This window comes from Thermodesulfobacteriota bacterium, assembly GCA_034189135.1.
Lineage (GTDB): Bacteria > Desulfobacterota > Desulfobacteria > Desulfobacterales > JAUWMJ01 > JAUWMJ01.
Map to the genome: position 1 here is coordinate 1 of JAXHVO010000031.1, position 22435 is coordinate 22435.

Consider the following 22435-nt stretch of genomic DNA (forward strand, 5'->3'; position numbering starts at 1 on the left):
TTTTATCAATAATCCCTCATTCATTATCTTCATCTGATAATCGAGTGGAAACGCATAGGATAAACTTGTAACCTGAGATCCGTCTACGCCGGGACTATGGATAAAACTCTAAATAGATATCTGCAGAGCAATCTATTTAGTCAAAACCCCGCTTTGAAATTTGAAAATCTGATTAGTCTGATACATGAAATTCAGTTTCACCATGGGTTCTAATGAGTTTGCCAAAATATAGACAAAAGAGTTCATGACTGCCATCCAGATAAAGGCTTTCACGCTCATACTTTGAAAGACCTTTAAATTCTCGAATGTCAATATATGGGGGTAGAACAATTGCAATATTTTTTGTTAACTCAAAAACTTTACTTAGTAGGGTGTCTGCTGGGGGACGAGTGTTTGAATTTATGAACCGATATTCATGGTCAGGCCCACTTACCGCCCAATCCGGATCAATGAATGCAGCATCCACAGAAGGAAGATTGCCCAGTAAGCTTTGGTCTAAAATGTCCCCATGAATAAATGATACATGGTTTAAAAGTTCTGCTTTTTGCACATTATTCAGTGCTTGTTGCTGAATAGATTTATCTACTTCTACTGTAAATACATGCGTTGCAGTTTTTGCGAGAGACATCGTAGCAAAACCAGCTCCGGTACAGGTTTCTAAAACTTTGAGATCTTTAAAGCGTTCAGCAAAATGGGATGTGAAGCGCTGATCACTGCCCATGATGTAAGTGCGTTCGTCGGCTACGAAATCGCCACCAAATTTTCTGCGGATTGCATTCAGGTCCATTTATTTTTCAACCGATTGGCAACATTTGATGGAGAGTATCCATACATCTTACAAAATACAGATATCACAATTTACACTTGTCAAATCGAGTAAATCTTTATTTTGATTATTGTAAAAACAACTTTATCCAACGATACGTTAATATGAAAATTCACTACTGTCCCATTAAAATTGACGTAAAATGGCGCAAATGCAGCAATAACAAGGGTTTTCAGAGAATTTGAGTAGGTATCGATTTCAATTTGGACAAAATTTTGCTACTAATGATATCAGCAGGTTAGAACGTGAAAACCCTTGTTTTAGAGCTTAACGGGACACTACTGATGAAAATTTATTCGATTTCTAAAGCCACATCCTTTGGTGCTGAATGCTTTACTTTGTTCCGTATTTTGAAAGCCAGAGTTCTATTTTATCTCTGCGGCTGCTTGCCGGTTCCAGTTCCAGGTATTTTTTAAAGCCGAATGTCGCTTTCCTGGCATCAAAATAAGGGCCTGGGGAAGAAAATATGGTGGCAAGGTTGTAATACGCCTTGCTGTATTTCGGATCAATCCGGGTGACTTCGACGAATTCTAAAAGGCTTTTTTCGATCAGCCCTTTGTTGTAATAAATCACTCCCATTTTGAAATGGGCGTCAGGGTCCTTGGGATCATGTTTGAGAACTTTTTTATACTCTGCTTCCGCCTTTTCATAGGCTTTGTTCTTGTAATATACATCCCCTGTTTTCCGGGAAAAAGAAACATCCTGGGAACATCCGCAGAAAAAAAACATTAGAATGGCTATCGTTACAAAAGTGAATGCGTGGCTTATTTTCCCCAACCTCTTCACCTGGTTACTTTTTCCCACCAAACATGGTTTTGTTGAGGTTGTATCCGGCCTGTTCAATTTCATCCAAAAAACCCGGTAACAGTCCGGTGGCTTTGAGGGATCCTTCAATGCGACCGGTTGGCTTGATATTGGTCTGTTTAAAAATGAAAATGTCCTGAGTCCTGTACTCTCCTCGATCATCCAAAGGCAACACTTCGGAAATATGGGAGATTTTTCTGGACCCGTCATGGTAGCGGGAGGTCTGGACCACCAGGTGAATGGCTGAGGTCACCTGGGCACGGATCACCCGAAGCGGAAGTTCCACCCCGGAAAATAGAGACAGGGTTTCCAGACGCGACAGTGAATCAACCGGCGAGTTGGCATGGATGGTACCCATGGATCCCCCGTGGCCGGTGTTCATTGCCTGCAGAAGATCCAGGGCCTCCCCGCCCCGTATCTCACCGACAATGATTCTGTCCGGCCTTAATCGCAGCGATGATTTGAGCAGTTCTCGAATGGGGACTTCTCCCTTTCCCTTTTTATCGGGTGGCTTTGACTCAAGAGGCAAAACATGATCCTGCTGGAGCTGTAACTCGGCCGAGTCTTCAATGGTAATAATTCGTTCTTCATTGGGGACCAGTGAAGAAATGGCGTTCAGCAATGAGGTCTTGCCCGAACCGGTCCCCCCGGAAACAATAATATTCATCTTACCGTAAACACAGGCTTTAATAAACTCTACCGCATCCGGTGTGATGGAACCGAATGATACCAGTTTTTCCATGGTAAGGGTTTCGGCGGAAAACTTTCTTATATCCAGGCAAAGCCCCTTACGTGCGCAAGGCGGTAGAATAGCATGGATACGAGAACCATCAGGAAGACGCGCATCCATGGTGGGGTTCTCCTCGTCGATTCGTCTTTTGACAAATTGCGAAATGTTGTTTATGGCACTCCGTAAAGCATCTTCGGATTCAAACTTGGAATCCGAGCGCTGTAGCTTACCTGATTTTTCAATCCAGATCTCATCCGGACTGTTTACCATAATCTCGGTGACCTCAGGATCATCAAGGTACTGAATGATCGGTTTGAGAAAGCTTCTGACAGTGACTGAGAATTGATCGCTCATTGGGTTTTCCCTGGTTTTTATTATATCAAATTAAACCTGGCCATGTGACCCAGGTCAGATACAAACGGCGACGAATATTCCGAATCGTTTACGCCCTGTTACGAGTTGCGGGTTTCGAGTTACGAGTGATAGAAATGAATTCTATCTTAATTGAATATTGAATTTACCCGGATAAAATTCAATATTTTGCTCAATAATGATTGGAATAAAATATGGTATAGAATAATCAACAATATTTCATATAAAAAAACAGGACGCTGTTTGGAACCCGTAACCCGTAACTCGCAACCCGAAACGAGTGGTGTTTATGATGCAGCACATCACAGGGGCAATCAAAGCCGAGTCCCTTGGATTCGGATATTTACTGCTCATACTTGGCAATACGTTCTTTTGCCTTTTTATGATATTCATTTGCCGGCAAACTGGTTTGGACCAGCTGTTTCCATTTTTCAATGGCCTTAGCGGGGCTCACCGATTCAAGCACATAACCTTCCTGATACAATTTCTTTGCCCTGAGTAAAAGCCGACTATTCAAGTCTTTAGCACCACGGTGCTGCGGATTACCCCTTAATACCTTGGCGCATTCCTTACTTGCATTTAAGAAATTGCTTTGGGAGTAATACTTTTTAGCTCGCTTATAATACGTATCGGCAAAATTGGCGTATATTGTGCTGGAATAATGGGTGCTTCGTCCCCCGGCAATTTTCCGGTCAAGACGGATCACCTTTTCACAAGTGGCAAAGGATTTATTAAATTGACGGTTTTTATATTGATCCATTCCCTTGTTAAACAGTAAGCGGGTATTCTCTATGGTTTTGGCCAGTTTTGAGGCCCGTAAAGTCAAATAGCTGTTTGATGGCAAACCCAACCCTGAAACAGCATCCAGCTTCCTAATGGCCGGGTTGATTTTACCCCCAGCATAATTAGCAATCGCCTGCCTGATCAAGGTTTTTCCCTTCTCTCGGGTGATGTCCGCCTTGCTGGCCGGTTTGGAATCTCCTTTTGAGCCGGTTTTATATTTTAAAGCATCCCGGGCAAAGGTGATTTCCAGCAACGCTCTCATAAAATACACGCTGTCTTGAGGAATTTTTACCAGCAGGTTTATTCCTTGTTGATACTGGTATTTTTGGGTAAATGACAAACCCTTTTCCAAAAGTTCGCGGTTGTTCAGCTCCTCTTTGGCTTTTGCTAATCGTTTACCGGCATCGGGGTGTTCGGGATCAAAGGCAAGTAACCGTTGATATTTTTCCGCAGCTTCTTCCCAGAGATGCTTTTCCATAAATTCATTGGCCGCTTTAAAATAAATAGTGGCTGCCTTGTCGGCCACTTCATCTTCAGTGCTGGGAGGTTTAACCAGATACACTGCTTTATCCTGGCGCACTTTGGAGGCATCATCTCCTTCTCGGGAAATAACGGAAACAATATAGGCGATGAAAACCAGCAGGATACCCCCGATGATCCATCTTCTATTCCTCCTGATCACATTTTGAATTCTGATCATGGTTAGATAGCCTATACTTTTCTTTTCCGAAAGGGTATCTGCGATAACCAGTTCCCGGGCGTCGAGCACCTGCGTTTCAGATAGGCTTTTGACTGTTTCCCGCATTTCATTCACGTCGGATTCCCATGTGTCGTTTAACCCGCCCTTTTCTTTTTCCAGCATCTTGTCAATGTCGGACTCTTTAATTTCCATTTCGATTTTTATGCGGCCCAGTTTAATCTCATCCCCTTGAACCAGTTCGGTATCGGTTTCAATGATCGAATCATTCACCGTCACAACCGACTCTTCGCTCAGCGCTTTAATAATAAAATTTCTTTTCCGAAAAAATAATTTGGCATGCCGGTCGGAAACCTTGTCATCTTTCAGCACAATGTCGCATTTTTTACCGCTGCCCAAAACATATTCCTTTGATTCCAGCTGAAAATCTCTTGCATCCTGTCCTGGCTCTTTAATAATTAATTTCAACATTTCATTATATCCCAATCATACCTTTTTTAGTCTCCAAGAATCCTTTCGCACCTTAAAAAGCGTACTACTTGGCTTCTCGAAGCGCCTGGTTTAATCTGTTGAGAATATCTTTTGCATCAATGTGCCTCAGGTTCTTTTTATCCGGTATCAGCCGCAATATCTCTTCTAAAACTTCCTTGGTTTTAAAATAGTTTTTCAGTCTAAGAGATTTTTTATAGGCAAACATCAGGTCTTTGTATCTCGATTCCAACTCCTTTTGCGCTTTGGCAAGCTGTTTTTCGGCTTTCATTAAAAAGTCCGGCCTGGGCCTGCACTCTTCACTGAACGCAACGGCTTCCTTAAAATACTGGCATGCCAGATAAATATTGACGTCGCTCACTGTTTTTTCATTAAACAGCTCTTCGCCCATACTGAAAAGGCGTTTGCCTTCATCCTCATTGCATTTTTCCGGCGTTAAAAACTCGATACGCAGATTCCTTACCGCCCATTTTTCCTTTGCAGGGGGATTTTTAGTGTGTTTAAACACCAGTGTATTTTCTCCGTTTTTAACCAGTAGTTTTCTGGGCAGATGCAGCACCTGCTCATCGGACCAGCTTTTAATGGCCAGGGGTGCGTTGGCAATTTTGCTTCCATTTAAGATGATGCTTATTTCACCGTCATAATCCACCCCACCGACCTCATATAAGAGATCGATCCTTTCTGATTTGGCGGTAAATTTGAAAATCGCCATGTGCGGGCGTGTGGGAATAGATTTTGTATACCCATAAACATCGGGAGCCGGAAGAAAGAGCGGTTTTTTAGACAGATTTGGCGGCCCAACAATAATTTCAGGTTCGGAAAATATTTTAAGCCCCAATATGACAGCGAAAAATATGATAAAAATAATCAGACTGATTCGTACCGCCTTTCTTTGTAAAAGGGACATCACGCCCTTTCCGGCAACCTTTTTATCTTTATCCTTCGGGGTTGGAATTCCATCGGGAGCCACATCACGGTCGGCTGAATCGGTTTCCGCATCTTTTAATTCCAAATATTCCAGCACCACTTTTCCCAGGCTGAATTCATCCCGATGTTCCAGCCGTACCTTTTCACCGATCTGAAGGGCAGCTCCATTATAATAGGTTCCGTTGGTACTCTTAAGGTCCTGAAGATACACCCGACCCCTTTCCACTGTAATGCGGGCATGTTTTCCGGTGATGGATCGGTCATTTAATACCAGATCATTCTCAGCTGCGGTACGACCTATACTGACGATACTCTGGTCAAATGAATAGGTCTCGCCGACACTCGGCCCCTTGACGATAACGATTGAAAATCTAGCAGACATAATTTTATGACTCCTTCCTTGGGGCTCGCACAAAAATAACTTCACATTTTAAGCGCCGATACATCCCACCTGGCAGCGTTGCGAAAGCTCGGAATATGCTTTATATTCCTGTTCTTTCGCGCCTTGCCAGCCAAGCGCCTCAACACTTAAAATTGCGAATTTATTTCTGCGCGAACCCTCTGGGTATAAAGGAAATTTTATCTCCTGCAACGCAGTGGTTTTCTTTTAACGCGCCGGCACAAAGTTCCAGCACTCCGGCAGTATTTCGCGGACCAAAAGCAATGCGAAACTGCTTCAGCGATGGTACCGTTCGGGTAACCCTGTTACCGTGGTCCATAAATACCACATCGATCGCAAACCTCATAAATAATGTATGGATCGATCGGCATGCCGGGATATACAACCCTTCGCCTTTTTTTATTTCTTTTCGCCCCAGCAGTCCCCGGGTCCTTTGATAAAATGTGGTCGCTTGCATGATCCACTGCCCGAGCTCCTTTTGGGTGGTTGTGTTTACCGCTGAAAAAACAGGCATCACATTCCTTCGGCCATGAACTTGAGCATAATCGGCACCAAAATAATGATAAAGACCGCCGGAAATATGAATAAAATCAAAGGAAACAGCATCTTAACCGGCGACTCCTGGGCCAGTTTTTCAGCCTTTTGGAACCGTTCCCGGCGACGTATTTCAGACTGTATACGAAGAACGTCTCCAAGGGGAGTTCCCATCTTATCCGCCTGTATCAATGCAGAGGTAAACGACCTGATTTCATAAAGATCGGTACGGTCTGCCAATCCCTCGAGTGCGTCCCTTAATGAAACACCGAGGCGCAAATCCTGAAGGAATTTTTCAAACTCATCCCGCATCGGTCCGCTTTCTCCTGTCTTAACCACCCGATCCATGGCAAGAATGAAAGTTAAGCCCGCCTCTACCGCAAGTGTCAGCAGGTCCATGTGAAACGGAAGTGAATGCGAAAGGGCTATCTTTCGTCTGTTGATCATATCGTTCAGCCAGAGGTTTGGCAGATAATAGCCGATGAGGCCAAAGATAAGAGGCGCGATGGGATGGATGTTCAGACCCATTACCAGAACAATCCCAAAAAGGGCACCGGCGATGGCGGCAATCTGCTTGACCGCCAGAAATTCAACCTGTATGAAATGAAAAGGATTTCCTGAAAGAATCAGTTTCTGTTTATATTTCCGGTCAAGCTTTTCAATATTCAGTTTCTGGTTGAAAACGGCTAAAAATTTAATCAGCGGTCGTATCGTTCGGATCAGGGCGGTTTGGTACTGATCTCCCCGGTAATACATCTTCTCCATTTTTTCCGGCTGCAGCCAGTAGACACCCAAAATCAATAAGGTCACAGCCGCTCCGCTGGTAATATATATGAGTAGAACCAAGATTTACACCCTTATGGTGGTAATTTTTTTAAGTATGAAAAAACCGGTGATCTGCAACCCAAGCATGACACCAATGCTGATAATACCAATGGCTGAGGTAAACATGCGCTGCATGGCCGCAGGATCCATGACATACATGATGACGCCGATTACCGTGGGCATGAGCCCGACGATAATCCCCTGGAGTTTTCCCTGGGAGGTCAGGGCGTCTGTTTTTCCTTTCAGCTTATTGCGCTCCCTGATCACGTCTGCCATGGAGTCAAAGATTTCCATAAGATTCCCGCCCATTCCATGGACAATATTGATTGAAGTTACCAACAGGCTTAAATCTTCGCTGGGTATCCTTTTGGCAAGATTCTCCAATGCTTCTTCAATATTAACCCCCAGCCTGTTTTCCCGTATAACCAGTCCGAACTCTTGCGAAATCGGTGCCTCCATCTCACGTTCAAGTGTCTCAATGGCCTGGACCAGGTTCATTCCTGAACGAAGCGCATTGGAAAGTACCAACAGACCGTCAACCAACTGAGCTTCAAACTGCTGGTAACGTTTTTTTCTCAAATGCGATATGAAAAATCTGGGGGTAAAAAAACCGAATACGCCGAACAAAAGACCGACAAAAAAACTTCTGGACACAACAAGGCCGACCAAAAAGAAAAACCCGGTAATCGCCATGTTCAGTAAAAATATTTTCCTGGCGTCCTGGAAAATATACATTTCGCTTAACGCCTTGGAGGCCCTGTTCATGTAAGTTTTTCCGTATCCTTCAACCCCCTCCATGAACAGCCTGGAAGCCGCCCAGATAAAAAAACTGACGGAAACAAATATAAGACAGTATATGAGTGTTTTTTGAAGCAGATAGGACATTTTTTTATTCTACCAAATAAAACCCGGTACTATAAACCAGATTAAAGACAAACGGCTATACCGAATTAATTAAGCTATTTTACGAGTTACGGGTTACGAGTTTCGAGTTGTTAATCGGAAATTATCCCTTTTTTATAACCCGTACCGCGGAACACGCAACTGGTGACTTTTATGCCGGGCCCTCTTACAGGATTATTCAAGGCCGAGCCTTTTAGGCTCGAATATTTACTCTCCATATAAATCCGATTTAGCTGTTTAGTTGTGAAAAATACTCATATCAACATCAATACCTCTGTTCAAAAGGTCCTGAAGGAAATCAGGGATCCAGCCGGTGGCAATGAACTGTCCCCTGGTTTTTCCCGAGGCATCAAATCCTTCCTGTTTGAAATAAAAAATATCCTGAAGTATAATTTTATCGTCCTCAATGCCCGTCACCTCGGATACATAGGTAATCTTTCTGGAGCCGCATGTCAGTCTGGTCTGCTGGACGACGATATCCACTGCTGCAGCAATCTGCTCCCGAATCGCCCGACTGGGAAGGTCTTCGCCTGACATCATGACCATGGTTTCCAATCTCGATAGCATATCGATGGGGGAATTGGCATGAGCGGTGGTAAGGGAACCGTCATGACCGGTGTTCATCGCCTGCAGCATATCGAGAGTCTCCCCTCCCCGGCACTCTCCCACTACAATGCGGTCCGGTCTCATTCTCAACGCATTCTTAACCAGATGTCGGATTTTAATTTCGCCTTTCCCTTCAATATTCGGCGGGCGTGACTCAAGCCTGACCACATGATCCTGGGACAGTTGCAGTTCGGCTGCATCCTCTATGGTCACAATTCGCTCGTCTTCAGGAATAAAGGAACTTAAAATATTTAAGGTGGTGGTTTTACCCGACCCTGTCCCTCCTGAAATCACCACGTTTTTTCTGTTTTCCACACAAACCTTGAGGAATTCGGCAATGGACCGGTTGATGGTGTTAAATTCCACCAGGTTGTCAACCGTAAAAGGGTCCTTGGAAAACTTACGGATGGTAATACAAGGCCCATTCAAAGCCATGGGAGGAATAACTGCATTGACCCTGGAACCGTCTTTCAGCCTGGCATCCACCATGGGTGAGCTTTCATCGATGCGCCGTCCGATGGGGCTGACTATCCGGGAAATGATCCCCAGCAATGACATATCACTGTTAAAGATTTTGGGAGACAGGATTATCTTTCCGTTTTTTTCCACATAGATCTGGTCTTTACGGTTTACCATAATTTCGGTTACCGCCACATCTTCCATCAGATCTTCCAGGGGACCCAGTGCCAGTGCCTCATCCAGTATGTCCTTAATCAGTATTTCCTGGTCAATTTCCCAGAGCACATCCGCTTCCGTTTCGTCCAGAATCTCCCGGACCATTTCATCACACTGCCGACGTAGTTCTATATCATTGATCTTTTTTACATCCAGTCGTCTCAAATCTATGATGTCCAACAGTTGGTTGTGAACGATGGTCTTAAGCTCAATAACCCTCGGATCTCTGTAATATTCAAGCTCTTCTTCAGGGGTCAGTTCACTTATTTTTCTTTTTTGTTTATCCTCATCAACGATGCCTTCCTTCACCTTAAGGAAATATTCGCCGATACTGATGATATCATCGACCTGAACAGGCACGGATTTGAGCGCGGGTATTTTTCTTTCATTCACAAACGTCCCGTGTTTGCTGTTCAGATCGGCAATATAATAACTGTTGGAACGTCTATATATTTCGGCGTGGTTGGTTGATACACCCGTCCGATCAAGAATCACATCATTTCCTGATGCCCTTCCGACTTTAAGCACGGACCTGGGAACGGACTCTAGTTTGGCTTTTCCTTTCAGGTTCCTGTATATGGCAATTGCGATCATAGTATACGCCTGTGTGGTTTTGCACTAATTTGAATGAGATTGGATTTGATCATTTCTCCTAATCAAGGATGCTGAATTTAAGCTCTCTGTCTTCTTCCTGATACCTTTCCTGCATATTGTCTATCAGCTCCTTATTTTTTGCATCCTCAGGAGTAATGACCTGAGGGGTAACAAAAATAACCAGCTCGCTTTCGTCTCGCCTGAAATTTCTTGACTTGAAAAGTTCGCCCAAGATAGGGATGCTGCCAATCCCCGGTAGTTTATCAACCGATTTTGAATGGGTATTGCTTACCAGACCGGATAAGGCAATGGTCTGGCCGTTGGAAATATTAATGGACGTTTTGACACGGCTGGTTTGGAAATTGGGTATTCCATTGACAAAATCGGCGATATTGCTGTTTTCCACCTCGATTGCGGTTGCAATATTATCATAGTTATCGATAAAAGGTGAAATATTCAGGATAAGACCGTATTTTTTATATTCAACGGTGGATGAATTTGCCGTGACGATCGGAAGGGCGATTTCGCCGCCGGCCAGAAACTCGGCTTTTTCACCGCTCCTGCATAGAAGCTTCGGTTGGGCCAGGATGCGGCTTCGCTGATTGTTCTTAAGCAGATTGATATTCAACCCATAATTTCCGGTTATAGTGTAAGCACCCACTAACGATTTTGCTTTGCCTCCTATGAATGTACTCTCAGCCTCCAACTCCGCACCAAAGCTCATCAGGTTGCCCCATTTTATGCCCACGTCGGTCAGAGCCCCTTTATCGATTTCGATAAAATCAACGTTCACCAAAATCATTTTTTTCAGGGCGATCCCCACCTTTAAAAAATTCAACACATCTTTGGTAAAGGCACCCGCGATGACTTTGGCCTGTTTTTTAGCGTTTTCATCCGGTACATCACCGGTCAGAATGACCCGGTTACCCACCCGGACTGCCTTGGCAGACGACAGTCCTGCGTTTTTAAGCTCATTATTGGCCAGCTCAATATTGGTGTCCAGAACAGTCGGGCTCAAGGTGGCCATAATAATGACCTGAGGATAAAATTTTGAAATTTTTAAAATTTTCGTCATATCCTCCTCTCGAAGGACCATTCCATCAATAATAACACGCATTCCCACCGGTTTAACATCTATTCCTTCAACTCCGGTGAGAAGCCGTTTTAACTCTCCGGTCACCTCCCATGGATCCCTGGCGGAAACACGTATCAGTATGGTTCGCTCCCGGTCACCTTCATCCCATACAATCAGATTGGTTTCGCCCACACCCATAGCGGTTATCAGCACCTGGTTCGATTTTTCAAGCACCTTAACATCCGCAACGCCGGGGTTTCCCACCGCTATTCTACTTATGCTGGGAGTGCTTATGGTTTTTTGTTCGCCAAGGGTTAAATTCAATCTTTCTCTAGCCGCCGAAGATGTATAGAATACCACTGACATAAGTCCGACCAGCGCTAAAATCCATGCAACTTGAATCCTTTTATGGGATCGGTTCATCTTTCCCCCTGTTTATTCAATGATTAAAAACCACGCCCTTTACTGTTTAACGGCATTTTCGACGGATGTGGATGCTTATCTTTTTTCTTCTGCTCTCAACCTTCTGATTTTTGCCTCTGTGCCTTCTGCCTTTCTGTTCTGTTGCCTTCCTTTTACTTAGTGTCCACCTTCCCCCTTTTTATAACCTGAATACGGTCTCTCTTTTCCTGAATATTCCGCCGGAATTCCGCTTTCATAATATCGGTAAAATCCATCTTGGGGATTTCTTTGTGGGTTTCAATGTCCTCCGGGTTTCTCAGTACTGACGCGAGCTTACCTTTTTGCTGGGCAAAAACCACCAGTTCCGCTTCTTCCAAAGTCACCAATACGGTGATGGTGCTGTAGCTGTCACGGAAACCCCTTTCACCGGCTAGTGTGGTTCCGGTAGCAAGAATGGTAATGTTTTGCAGAAGGGTAAGGGTGGCTTCCTCTCCTGTTTCCTGGTTTCGAACCGTACAAAGAATATCAATGTGATCGCCGGGTTTGAGATGCCCTGCCACGCCGCTTACCTGGTCCACCGGAACAGTGAGGGCTCGTTCTCCCAAAGTAATGGTTCCGGCCAATCCCTTATGGCGCAATTGTTTGATCTCCTCTTCCTGCCCCAGATCGGTCCAGAGGAGCGTGTCCCCCCGCTTTAAAGGAAAATTGAGTATCTGACCGGTAATTAGCTTGACATCCTTGGGATGTATCGCGTTTCCATGAACATATTTTTCCGGCACATCCCGTTTAGCGACCATTCCCATTTCGAGCACAGTATTTGCCGATACATCCTGGGCCATGACCAGCACAGGCACCATGTTCATGCCCTTATACAGCCTCTTTTCCTGCCTTTTGATATAAAAATTGACCAGAAGTACCGCAATGACTCCGCATGCAATAGAACCGACGATAATCATCAATGCTTTCTTGTTCATATTGACTTCCTTTTCAAATCAACTGTTTTTCATTTCCCGGTTTGTTATGGTGGTAATGATTTTTCCGGTGTATTCATCTTCCTGGATATAAATGGTGCATTCCCTTCCTTTGCGGGTATAAAACATTGTATTCTGCATCGACTGTTCTTCCATCACCCTTTCAAATACCGGGTCTGTGTTCCATCCTTTCATTCTTGAATGATAAAAAAGGATTGTCCCGACAACTCCACCTCCTCCTTCGTATGAAACTAACCTGTCCATGGAAAGCGTATTTTCCTGCTCAATGGAAAATATCCTCCGGCTGCCGGGATATCGCGGGACATCAGGGATGTCTTTTCCGGCTGTATCTCCATTGGTGTCCGGGAAAAAGTTGTTAAGATCAAAATCCCGATCCGTCCACATGTTGATAATTCGGGTATCTTGAGTGCCGGGATTTTTCAAGGCAATGACGATTCTGCCGGTACCTATTGTGCCGAATTTGCCGGTTTCAGCCACCTTTTCAAATGTTTTGAGTATTTTTTCATCTCCCAGTAGCATGTCCGGATCATGAAACTCCAAAATGCCCAATAGACCCAAATCATCCCTTTCCACGCGAAAATGCTGATTGGATCTTAAGCAATCGAGTAATTTATTGATTTGAATCGCGCACGTCTTTAACTCCTTATCTCCAATTTTTTTTATTATACCCGCATCAATCTTTTTAACAGGTTGTGGCGGAAATTGTTTGGCATAAAAATCCAGGATTTTTGAAATATCATCTTTACTTTTTCCCAAGGTCATATATGAAGTACTTCCGTTTACAATTATTTTCCTGGGTTCTGAGGTGTTCTGGTCATCAAACAGGTAACCCGGTATTGACCGGGTGTAAGATATAATACGTTCAAATACCTTGGCTTCAGCATTGTTTTCACCGGGCCCGTATGTCAGGCCGAACCAGATTACGACAAGGCTGATCACAAGGATAATTAAAACCTTTACCGGTCTGCAGGATGATATTTTTATAAGTTTCAATTTCATTCCAGTGCAAATTATTACATCATTATTGCATCAGGGATCCGGATTGTCCTAATTCTCAACTTTTAGCTTATCAAGTGCTTGAAAATTCCAAAAATATTCTTTACCATCTGCCATATCATGCCGAACATGTCATGCACCTTTGAATTACAGCCGTCCCATCCGTTTGCGGTGACATAATGGGACGATTCTATTTTATAATTGGCCGCATGCATATCACTTAAATCCAATGCCCCCAGTTGGGGGGCCACCTCATATTGAATTTTCAAGGAGGATATATTGGCTTTTTGGTCTGTCATTACCATGTTGATAATATCGAGCCCTTTACCAACGATTGTTTTCACCGCACCCCCGACGTTGCTAAAATCAGAAGGTATTTTCTGGGAGGTCACATACAGACCGGAAGATTTGTTATCAAAAAAATGTTTTGCGATCTTGCTTTTAGCCTGCGCGGTGGTCTGTTCTCCCCTGGCAAAATTCCACGTACCGTACCTTGCCGCGGCAAGTGTTTTGTGTTTGATAAGATATATATTGCCGATATACATACCCGCCCAGAGAAGGAGAACCACTGTAGGAAGAGCCACGACAAATTCGACCATGGATTGCCCATGGCTATTTTTGATAAGCAACGATATACGGCTTTTTAATGTTTTATAAATATCCATATTAATGAACCAGCCCCTGCCCGATACCCTTATCGAGTAATTTCTTAACGCTCGACGGAAGAATATTTGAAACCTTAACGCTAAAAAAACTGATGTTCAAATCATCGAGTTTGCACGGCTTCAAACGCACATGCCAGTCCTGGTTAAACATATCCGCCTTGGTGGGGTTATAAATTTCCGCCTGGGCAACCGTCCATGTACGATCACCCAGAATAGTGCTGGTTCCGAACGACTCGCTACCCTTTCTAAACTGTCCCAGGGGAAGCTTGTCTGGTGTGTTCTTGGAAACGATGACCGTAAATTTGGTATCCTTTTCCCAATCATCCCCGAGTATATAGGGGACGGCCTTTTTGGACGTATCCTCCTGCTCTACGTTCTTTTTTTTGCCCTTGTATGTACAACCTTGAAGGACCCACTTGGTTTCATAGCATTTGCCGTTTATTTTATCATAACAAGTAACCCTGCACGGTTTTTTATTGAATATAGATGTGTCTCTAATTGAAGGAGATCTGCAGGGATACCTGCCTGCAGGTGCTTTTCCTGGATCAAACGCTGAGCCGATTTTTTCGTATACCTTTTTGCAGTTGTATTCTATTCGTGATCCACTCCAGGTGGGTTTACCTTTATTTTCATTACATTCCCTGCAGCTGGTGGTCAATTCTGTGGAGGCATGTTTTCCTCCTCCGCATAACTCCATTTTGCTTAACTCTACCATACCTTCCCAGACTCCACCCGGGGGTGGTATCACTCATGGACCCCCAACCGTCCAGAATGTTGTAAATGCGTGTCGAACTTTAATTCCGATCAGTGGGATTTTCATGCCCAAGGCACTGTCCCAGCATAAAAAGTTTTTATATCCAGGACCTCCCTTTGTGGTGGGCGGACATAGATCTTTAAAAACACCCTTCTTTACCGGCAGACCACTGACCGGATCGGTGGGAAAAAAAATCGCGGTATAAGAGAAACCTGCCACATCCACCAGGGGATTTGCCCCGTTTAACTCCGCAATGCGGTTGGCTTCGTAAGCACCAAAAATAGGAGTAGAATGTTTGACAACTCTTTCAGACTGTTGAAGAACCTTCATGACTTTCCATAAGCCACTGTTCTTTTTGGTCAGTTTTTTCATTAATTTATTCATAGGTTTGGCGAGATTCTTCATGAATTGTTCACTATACTTCAAACAAGCCTTCCATACTTCACCGGCAGCAGCTATAATCGGACCGACATATGGAATACCTTTCATAGCGATCATGGCTTCGGCCGCCGCCAAGTTTACTTTTATGGCTGTTTCTGTGGCGATGTAGGTTTTGTTAAAAGCTTTGAAAAATATAATAAATCCCAGGCATTCGGTCATCCCCACATTCAGGATACTGATCATATTCATGCCCCGTGCATTCCAGATTCCACCCGCCATCACAGCGGCATCCGCTGCATTCTGCATTTCAACCTTTGATGTGACACGATCACCCACATTAATTACCAGTGCAAAAAAACAGACCAGGGCAAACATGACAATGGCGAGAAAAACCAAAGTCTGACCCCCCTGGTCCTCATGGCCTGATTGTAATCGCTGGTAAATGAGTCTCATCATATCGGGTTACGAGTTACGGGTTACGGGTTGCGGGTTGCGGGTTATAAATAAGAATTATTTCCTATTAAAAACTCGCAACACGTAACGCGTAACCCGTCACCCGGAACAATTACGTAATCACCAAACGAACAAGTTTAAAAAATGTAGTATGCTTGGTGATCAATATGGTTTTAAGATTTATTAGCAACATTTTTTGGTTTTTACCTTACCTGCAGCCGGAAGTGTACAGCTGGCTTTAAAGGTAAATGTGTATAACTTACCTTTTTTTTTGCAATCGCGCTTCCACATTTCATAAAAAATTCTGTTTGCCAGCGGAATCCCCATGACATAGTGATATGTCACTTCAGCGGTCACATCCTGGTGAGGAGTCTTGGCATTAAGTTTAGCGGGTTTTAGTTCCACCGACACATTTGAACGGGCCATATTATACCGCCGGGCCAGCTCAAAATCTATTCCGGTAGCACCTTCTACCATGTCTTCAATCGGCTTGATAAATTTCTCAGCCGATCCAAAATCCTTCATGGGTGAAATCGACCAGCAGGCGATGATGGCGGCACGCTCCGCCTTTTTTTTTGCCACGGAATTGCCGCTATCCGGTAGGAAAACAATGGCACTTCTCGCCGCACAATAAGCCGCATAGTTAACCACCTGCCTGGCGGACAGGAGCAAAAAAGTCTGCATAATGACCAGGCAGAGCAAAAAAACCACGGGAAAAACAACGACAAACTCTACCATTGCCTGCCCGCTTTCATCTTTTCTCAGCTTTTTCCCTGACATTGCAATCAGTATCACTTAATTTCGACGAACTCCCAAAAAATCTGATATGGACGGTTTCGTAAAAAGTTCAAATTCAAGGCGTAGCGGTTTTTCAGGGATGAGACTATACTTATAGTATGTCGAGTTCCTGAAAAACCGCTACAACGCAGAAGTTGGACTTTTTACGAAACCGTCACGTTTATACCATACAAAGGGCCCATACACTTCCTAACGAAATGGCCACCCCATACGGCAGGTATATGCGTTCTTCCGGTTTCTGCATCCTGTGTGCTTTCAAAGGATGCCGTAACAACGTAACCATATTCTTAAAGGTGGCAAGCAGCCTTCCTTTCCAGATCAATAGGGCAAATGCCATCATTCCGCCGATTAACCCGGTGTAAAACATGGTCCACAACACGAATACGGTTCCTTTAAGCGCACCGATTGCCCCTAACAGCTTTACATCTCCCGCCCCCATCCCACCGGTTAAAAAGATAATAAACAACAGCGCCAGACCGGTAAAAAGACCGGCCAAACTCATAAGGATTCCATGTCCCGCTCCGCCTGCATAGCCAAGGATCAAACCCAGAGCCATTGAAGGGTACGTCTGGATATTATAGATTTTTTTTTTGGTGATATCAGTGAGAAATGAAGTAAGAACAAGTAAAATAAGAATAACGTTGCTGGCCAAAGTTATGCTCGAGACGTGCAATAAATGATCCGGCGACATAGGATTATCCTGTCGAACTGGTTTTTAATCGTTACGGAATTGGAAGGCTTACCATGTTCGCTATCAGCGAATAATAATCATTTAGCTTTGAAATAATTTCTTGGTTAAAATAGAGAGCCACGGCCACAATCATGGCAGAAAGGATGGCATATTCTGCCATGGCCTGCCCTTTGTTCTGCCCGATCAGCTTAAAAATGGCGGCCGATATCAGCGTTTTTACTGACCTGAATTTCATGTATGGCAATCCGCTAAGTTCAGGTGTTTTTAAATTAAGATATTAGCAGTCTGGCATACCTGCTGAGATATTCATAATTCTTTTGATTTATCCACACCTATCAGTTTTCAAAATCCTTAACCGTAATATCTTTGCCCCTTTGTTTGGATGTATCTATGGTTTCCGCGCTCTTTTTGGTTTCTCCTCCCAGCTGGCCGCTGATAGCGCCAACGACTTCACGGATCTGCTTGCCGAACAGGGTATAAATACCGATTGCCGCGATGGCAATAAGGGCAACAATAATAATATATTCAGTCATTCCCTGCCCGTTTTTCCCCTTGACCAGCCTGGCTAATCTTTGCATTACCATTTGTTTTCCCTCCTTGCAAATCCTTCGCTTTTAAGCGAAAATTGAAATAGCGTTTTTGTATCGACGATTGACTTTATCTTTGATAGTATGAAAATATAAAAATATCATATAATTAACAGGCGTATTTGTCAAGGTTTAAGTTGACATGTTTTTAGCCGTTCACTATTTGAAACTTGAGATTATAGAGCAGAAATTCGGGAGGGATGACCCATGCTTTGCCTCTGGCTTCGCAGGGCAAGACCCGGGCACAACCGTGAACTGTGAATCGACAACTTTGAACGGCTACAAGGCATGAAGGTCAAACTGCCAATTTCTATTTTCTATTTTCAACATTTCATAAACCCTTACATTAATAAAATGACAGAAAATTTTCAAATGCAACATCCGGCGAGGTAAGACAAGTTTAAAAATACTGCGTCGGCTTTATTATGGCTTGAATCAAAAAAGCTTATGAAACAGCTACTGATCAACAAGATGGTCAAAAATATAATTCTAAAAAAAATCAGAGTATATGTCATTCCGGTCATGGTAATGCTGATAGCCGTCACAGCCGGTGTTGACAACTGTCTTAAGGAAATTAAAATCCTGCAATTAATCGGAGGGACCGATGATATTACCCTGTTTGAAAATAATTTTAAGCATGTCAGACGCATACTGCCACCCTTTAGCGTCATCGGATATTATTCAGATAAAAAATACGATCCAAGGACGTTTTTTATGACCATATATACTCTGTCACCCAGGATAGTTGTTCGGGAAATTGAGCATCCTTTTGTAATAGGCAGTTTCAGCAGGTTTACAAATCCTGATGAATTTGCAAAAGCCAACAACCTGTCAATTATGGAAACGTTTGATAAGAGTATTGTGCTGTTCAAAAAAAGGAGAGAGTGATGATGCTCTTGATATCGTTGGCCGTACCGATTGCAGCGGCCTTTTTTATAGTAAGCATGGTGTGGCCGGAAAAAGACTTTTTTAAGTCGGATTTTGCGGTCAAAATCTGCCTGTCCATCGGTCTGGGGTTGGGACTTGCATCCTGGCTTTTCTTCATCTGCCTTGTACTTTTCGGATCTGTGACAAAATATTTTATCGTGTTTGATTTTATATTACTTACAGCCTCTTTCATTATTTTTTCATACAAAAAAAAGAACCTCTTTCATTCTAAGCTGAAATTCGAGTTCGTATCACCAGACAGGAAATATTTTCATTATTTTTTGTATGCCGGTTTTATTATCCTATCCTTAATTACCATTATTTCATTTATTCTCCGGGTGTTAAACGCCCCTCATGGGAGCTGGGATGCCTGGAACATATATAACCTGGGAGCCAGGTTCATATTCCGGGGAGCTGCCGAATGGACATCGGCATTTTCGAACCAATATAGCTGGACTTTACCTGATCATCCTTTATTAATTTCAGTAGGTGTTGCAAGAGTCTGGAACTATGTGGGCAATGAAACCCTTATTGCTCCAATCTTGCAGGCATTTCTGTTTACATCTGCCACGGTCATGCTGATGGTTTTTTCACTTTCAAGGCTGCAGAACAAAAATCAGGGGTTGATTGCAGGCATGGTATTGCTTGGGACACCGTTTTTTAGTTATAATGGTTCATCCTTGATTGCAGACGTACCTGTTAGCTTTTATATTCTTGCAACACTTGTCCTGTATTGTCTTATAGACGAAAGGTATAAGAAAAAATCGGGGCTTGTTTTATTATGCGGGACTGTGGCTGGATTTGCTGCGTGGACAAAAGATGAGGGGCTTCTTTTGATAGCATCAATTTTTATTGCCCGCTTTATTGTTGTTACACTGCAAAAGGGCCTTGGGGCTTTTTTAAAAGAGGCAGTAATATTTTCAGCAGGGTTGACTCCTGTCCTGATAATTATTGCTTATTTTAAATTCCTGCTTGTTTCCCAAAACATCGTGTATCTGAAAGATCAACTAGCACCAGCGACAATGCATATTTTCAATCAGGACTTTAATACCCTTTTTAATAGTCTGACCGATATTTCAAAATATATAATTATAGGCAAGACATTTCTCGTCAAGTTTTATGATCTTGAAAAATGGATGCTGATTGTATTCCCTGTATTTATCCTGCTTATGGGGCGATCAGATAAAAAACGGAACAATCCGGTCATATATACTTCCCTGTTGATATTAATGATTATGTTATGTGGCTATTTTACCGTTTATCTGGTTTATCCTCTCGATAATTTGGAATGGCTTTTAGAGGTAACAACTAAACGACTTTTGCTTCAAATACTGCCGGGTTCAATATTTGTTTTTTTCTTATCATCGCCGCATCCGGAGAAACGACGTAGGAAGGTTCCAGGCTGCTACCGTTTGTCCGCTATCTGTTCTATGTTGAAATTTTTGAAAAATCGGCAAATTTTCCGAAAAGCGCTGCAATGCAGCCCAGAAGTGCCAGCCGGTTGTGTTGAATTTTCTTGTTTTCAGCCATTACCATAACCCCGTCGAAAAAATCATCCACCACGCCACGCAGTGACGCAATATCAAGCAGGGCCTGATCAAAAAATCCCTGATTCATCTTTTCTGTCACACTGTTTTCAACCTTCTTATAGGCGGATAAAAGCGCAGACTCGCTTTCATGTTCGAACAGATTTTGCTTCACTTCTCCTGCTTTGGGCGGTGTTTTGATATTACCCGATTTTTTAATAATATTTACCACCCGTTTAAATGTGATTGCCAGGGGCTCAAAATCTTCCTCGGCCTTCAGTCTTTCCAGTACGACTGCTCTGTTGTAAACATCCGGCACATTATCTGCTGAAGCACTGATCACAGCGGCGATTACATCTTTTGAATATCCTTTTTCAGCCAGTAGATGAGCCATGCGGTTTTTCAGGAATGTGTATACCTTTTCAGCCACATTGTCTTTTACCTTTATCCCTTTCGCGCTCAACAGGTTCAAACTTTGGTCAATGAGACTTTTTATGGAAAATAAAAATCCTTTATCGTTTATGATCTGAATTATGCCTATGCCCTGACGCCTCAAAGCATACGGATCTGAAGCACCGGTGGGAATAAGGCCCACACTGAAACAACCGCAAATGGAATCGATTTTATCGGCAATGCTCAACACAGCGCCTGTCATTGTTTCCGGAAGCACCCCTCCCGAACGGGTGGGTCTGTAATGTTCCTCAATGGCGGCACAAACTGTAGGAAGTTCTCCGGCAATTTCTGCATAAACCCGCCCCATCACACCCTGCAGTTTGGGAAATTCAACCACCACATTGCTCACCAGATCCGATTTGCACAGTGTGGCCGCTCTGGCAGCCTGCATCTTTAAATCTGAATCGCCTTTTTTTAAATTAAGGCCGGAATCCACATTTTCGGCGACAAACTCCGCAATCCCGCGTACCCGCATAATCTTTTCATACATAGATCCCAGCTTTGCCTGAAAAAGAACCCCGTTTAATTTTTCCACCCGTTTTTCATTGGGCACTTCTATATCGCTGTCATAAAAGAATTGAGCATCTGCAAGGCGTGCTCGGATTACCCTTTCATGCCCGGTGGCAACCAGACCCATATCATTGGTAATGGTATTATTCACCGCGATGAAACAGGGCATGAGCTTCCCCTTTTTATCAATGACCGCAAAATATTTTTGATGCTCTCTCATAGCGGTAATCAAAATTTCATCGGGAAGACCGAGGAATTTTGTTTCAAACTTTCCCAGTACCGGCACAGGATATTCAACCAGGTTGGTCACGATGTCCAGCAGTTCTTCATCTTCCAGAACCTTGCCCCCCGCACTGCGGGCAACTTTTATAATTTCACCTTCAATGAACTTTCTGCGCTGCTGTATATCTACCAATACATTAACACTGCGCATGGTTTCAACATAGTCTTCAGCGCCGTTGATTTTGACGCGGGCCGGGTTCATAAAGCTGTGACCGTATGTGTATCGTCCGCTTTTAATGTTCTCTAAAGCAAAGGAAATGATCTTGTTTCCGTAAAGGGCAACGATTGAATGAATCGGTCGTGCAAAGGAAATGGAAAGGTCCGCCCACCGCATGGTCTTGGGAAACGGGGTTGAAAGGATCACTTCCGGTAGAATACTGCTGAGAAGCTTACGTGAGGAAACACCCCTTTCCGCCTTTTTGGCGCACAGGTAGCTCCCTTTTTTCGTCTCCTTGATGGTAATCCTGTTTATTGGTACCCCCACCTTTTCGGCAAATTTTTTGGCAGCCAATGTCGGCTTGCCAGTTTTATCAAATCCCACCCGGCTTGGAGGCCCCGTCATTTCCGTTTTTATTGATTTTTGTCTGGCAGCAACATTTTCTACCTCTAGGGCAAGCCTTCTGGGAGTCCCATATAATTTTATATTCCCGTAATCGATACGGGCCTGGCTCATTTTCTGTTGAAGAGCTGAAGAAAGCGCTTTCAGAGCCGGTTCAATATATCCGGCCGGAATCTCCTCTGCTCCTATTTCAAGTAGTAGATTGTCCATGTTTACCTC

The 22435-nt window shown here is 43.6% G+C and carries 23 protein-coding genes; 2 read left to right on the plus strand and 21 right to left on the minus strand.

What is annotated here, in order from left to right; translation table 11 throughout:
* Window positions 1–172 precede the first annotated feature (172 nt).
* The 19 genes from SWH54_04390 to SWH54_04480 all read right to left on the minus strand — a co-directional run bounded on the left by SWH54_04390 (window position 173) and on the right by SWH54_04480 (window position 17956).
* The gene (locus SWH54_04390) at window positions 173–787 is read right to left on the minus strand and encodes a hypothetical protein (GenBank protein ID MDY6790490.1); all 615 of its coding nucleotides are present in this window, start codon (window positions 785–787) and stop codon (window positions 173–175) included.
* Between the two features lie 372 nt (window positions 788–1159).
* A complete protein-coding gene (locus tag SWH54_04395; GenBank protein ID MDY6790491.1) occupies window positions 1160–1603 on the minus strand; it encodes a tetratricopeptide repeat protein in 444 nt (147 codons plus the stop codon).
* Window positions 1604–1616: 13 nt separating this feature from the next.
* Window positions 1617–2714: a CpaF family protein gene (locus tag SWH54_04400; GenBank protein MDY6790492.1), complete on the minus strand. Its 1098-nt coding sequence runs from the start codon at window positions 2712–2714 to the stop codon at window positions 1617–1619.
* Window positions 2715–3075: 361 nt separating this feature from the next.
* Window positions 3076–4683 (minus strand): FHA domain-containing protein, encoded by a 1608-nt coding sequence (locus SWH54_04405; protein ID MDY6790493.1) that lies wholly within the window; start codon window positions 4681–4683, stop codon window positions 3076–3078.
* A gap of 64 nt (window positions 4684–4747) precedes the next feature.
* The gene (locus tag SWH54_04410) at window positions 4748–6010 is read right to left on the minus strand and encodes an FHA domain-containing protein (protein MDY6790494.1); all 1263 of its coding nucleotides are present in this window, start codon (window positions 6008–6010) and stop codon (window positions 4748–4750) included.
* Between the two features lie 160 nt (window positions 6011–6170).
* Window positions 6171–6542: a DUF192 domain-containing protein gene (locus SWH54_04415; GenBank protein MDY6790495.1), complete on the minus strand. Its 372-nt coding sequence runs from the start codon at window positions 6540–6542 to the stop codon at window positions 6171–6173.
* Window positions 6542–7408 (minus strand): type II secretion system F family protein, encoded by an 867-nt coding sequence (locus SWH54_04420; GenBank protein ID MDY6790496.1) that lies wholly within the window; start codon window positions 7406–7408, stop codon window positions 6542–6544. The genes SWH54_04415 and SWH54_04420 overlap by 1 nt, the downstream gene beginning before the upstream one ends.
* A gap of 3 nt (window positions 7409–7411) precedes the next feature.
* A complete protein-coding gene (locus SWH54_04425) occupies window positions 7412–8272 on the minus strand; it encodes a type II secretion system F family protein (protein ID MDY6790497.1) in 861 nt (286 codons plus the stop codon).
* 255 nt (window positions 8273–8527) lie between these two features.
* Window positions 8528–10165, minus strand: a complete 1638-nt coding sequence (locus tag SWH54_04430; protein MDY6790498.1) for an ATPase, T2SS/T4P/T4SS family — start codon at window positions 10163–10165, stop codon at window positions 8528–8530.
* Between the two features lie 58 nt (window positions 10166–10223).
* Window positions 10224–11663, minus strand: a complete 1440-nt coding sequence (locus SWH54_04435) for a pilus assembly protein N-terminal domain-containing protein (protein ID MDY6790499.1) — start codon at window positions 11661–11663, stop codon at window positions 10224–10226.
* Window positions 11664–11815: 152 nt separating this feature from the next.
* A complete protein-coding gene (gene cpaB / locus SWH54_04440; protein MDY6790500.1) occupies window positions 11816–12616 on the minus strand; it encodes a Flp pilus assembly protein CpaB in 801 nt (266 codons plus the stop codon).
* Between the two features lie 18 nt (window positions 12617–12634).
* A complete protein-coding gene (locus SWH54_04445; protein MDY6790501.1) occupies window positions 12635–13627 on the minus strand; it encodes a hypothetical protein in 993 nt (330 codons plus the stop codon).
* 68 nt (window positions 13628–13695) lie between these two features.
* Entirely contained in the window at window positions 13696–14295 is a 600-nt protein-coding gene (locus tag SWH54_04450) for a TadE family protein (GenBank protein MDY6790502.1), read from the minus strand.
* A 1-nt stretch (window position 14296) separates the two neighbouring features.
* Window positions 14297–15043 carry a hypothetical protein gene (locus SWH54_04455; protein MDY6790503.1) on the minus strand — a complete coding sequence of 249 codons (747 nt, stop codon included), beginning with the start codon at window positions 15041–15043 and terminating at the stop codon, window positions 14297–14299.
* Window positions 15044–15886 (minus strand): Tad domain-containing protein, encoded by an 843-nt coding sequence (locus SWH54_04460; protein ID MDY6790504.1) that lies wholly within the window; start codon window positions 15884–15886, stop codon window positions 15044–15046.
* A 180-nt stretch (window positions 15887–16066) separates the two neighbouring features.
* On the minus strand, window positions 16067–16678 hold the full coding sequence (locus SWH54_04465; protein ID MDY6790505.1) for a TadE/TadG family type IV pilus assembly protein: 612 nt from the start codon (window positions 16676–16678) through the stop codon (window positions 16067–16069).
* A 163-nt stretch (window positions 16679–16841) separates the two neighbouring features.
* The gene (locus SWH54_04470) at window positions 16842–17372 is read right to left on the minus strand and encodes a prepilin peptidase (protein ID MDY6790506.1); all 531 of its coding nucleotides are present in this window, start codon (window positions 17370–17372) and stop codon (window positions 16842–16844) included.
* A gap of 31 nt (window positions 17373–17403) precedes the next feature.
* Window positions 17404–17607, minus strand: coding sequence for a hypothetical protein (locus SWH54_04475; protein MDY6790507.1), 204 nt, complete (start codon window positions 17605–17607; stop codon window positions 17404–17406).
* A 100-nt stretch (window positions 17608–17707) separates the two neighbouring features.
* Window positions 17708–17956: a hypothetical protein gene (locus tag SWH54_04480; protein ID MDY6790508.1), complete on the minus strand. Its 249-nt coding sequence runs from the start codon at window positions 17954–17956 to the stop codon at window positions 17708–17710.
* 450 nt (window positions 17957–18406) lie between these two features.
* Here SWH54_04480 and SWH54_04485 point away from each other — a divergent pair, with 450 nt between their 5' ends.
* The gene (locus SWH54_04485; protein MDY6790509.1) at window positions 18407–18847 is read left to right on the plus strand and encodes a hypothetical protein; all 441 of its coding nucleotides are present in this window, start codon (window positions 18407–18409) and stop codon (window positions 18845–18847) included.
* Here the strand turns inward: SWH54_04485 and SWH54_04490 are convergent.
* Entirely contained in the window at window positions 18828–19094 is a 267-nt protein-coding gene (locus tag SWH54_04490) for a hypothetical protein (protein ID MDY6790510.1), read from the minus strand. The two genes, SWH54_04485 and SWH54_04490, sit on opposite strands and share 20 nt — an antisense overlap.
* Window positions 19095–19224: 130 nt before the next feature.
* Here SWH54_04490 and SWH54_04495 point away from each other — a divergent pair, with 130 nt between their 5' ends.
* Entirely contained in the window at window positions 19225–20424 is a 1200-nt protein-coding gene (locus SWH54_04495) for a glycosyltransferase family 39 protein (GenBank protein MDY6790511.1), read from the plus strand.
* Here SWH54_04495 and glyS read toward each other — a convergent pair.
* On the minus strand, window positions 20315–22426 hold the full coding sequence (gene glyS / locus SWH54_04500) for a glycine--tRNA ligase subunit beta (GenBank protein ID MDY6790512.1): 2112 nt from the start codon (window positions 22424–22426) through the stop codon (window positions 20315–20317). The genes SWH54_04495 and glyS overlap by 110 nt on opposite strands.
* Between the last annotated feature and the right edge of the window lie 9 nt (window positions 22427–22435).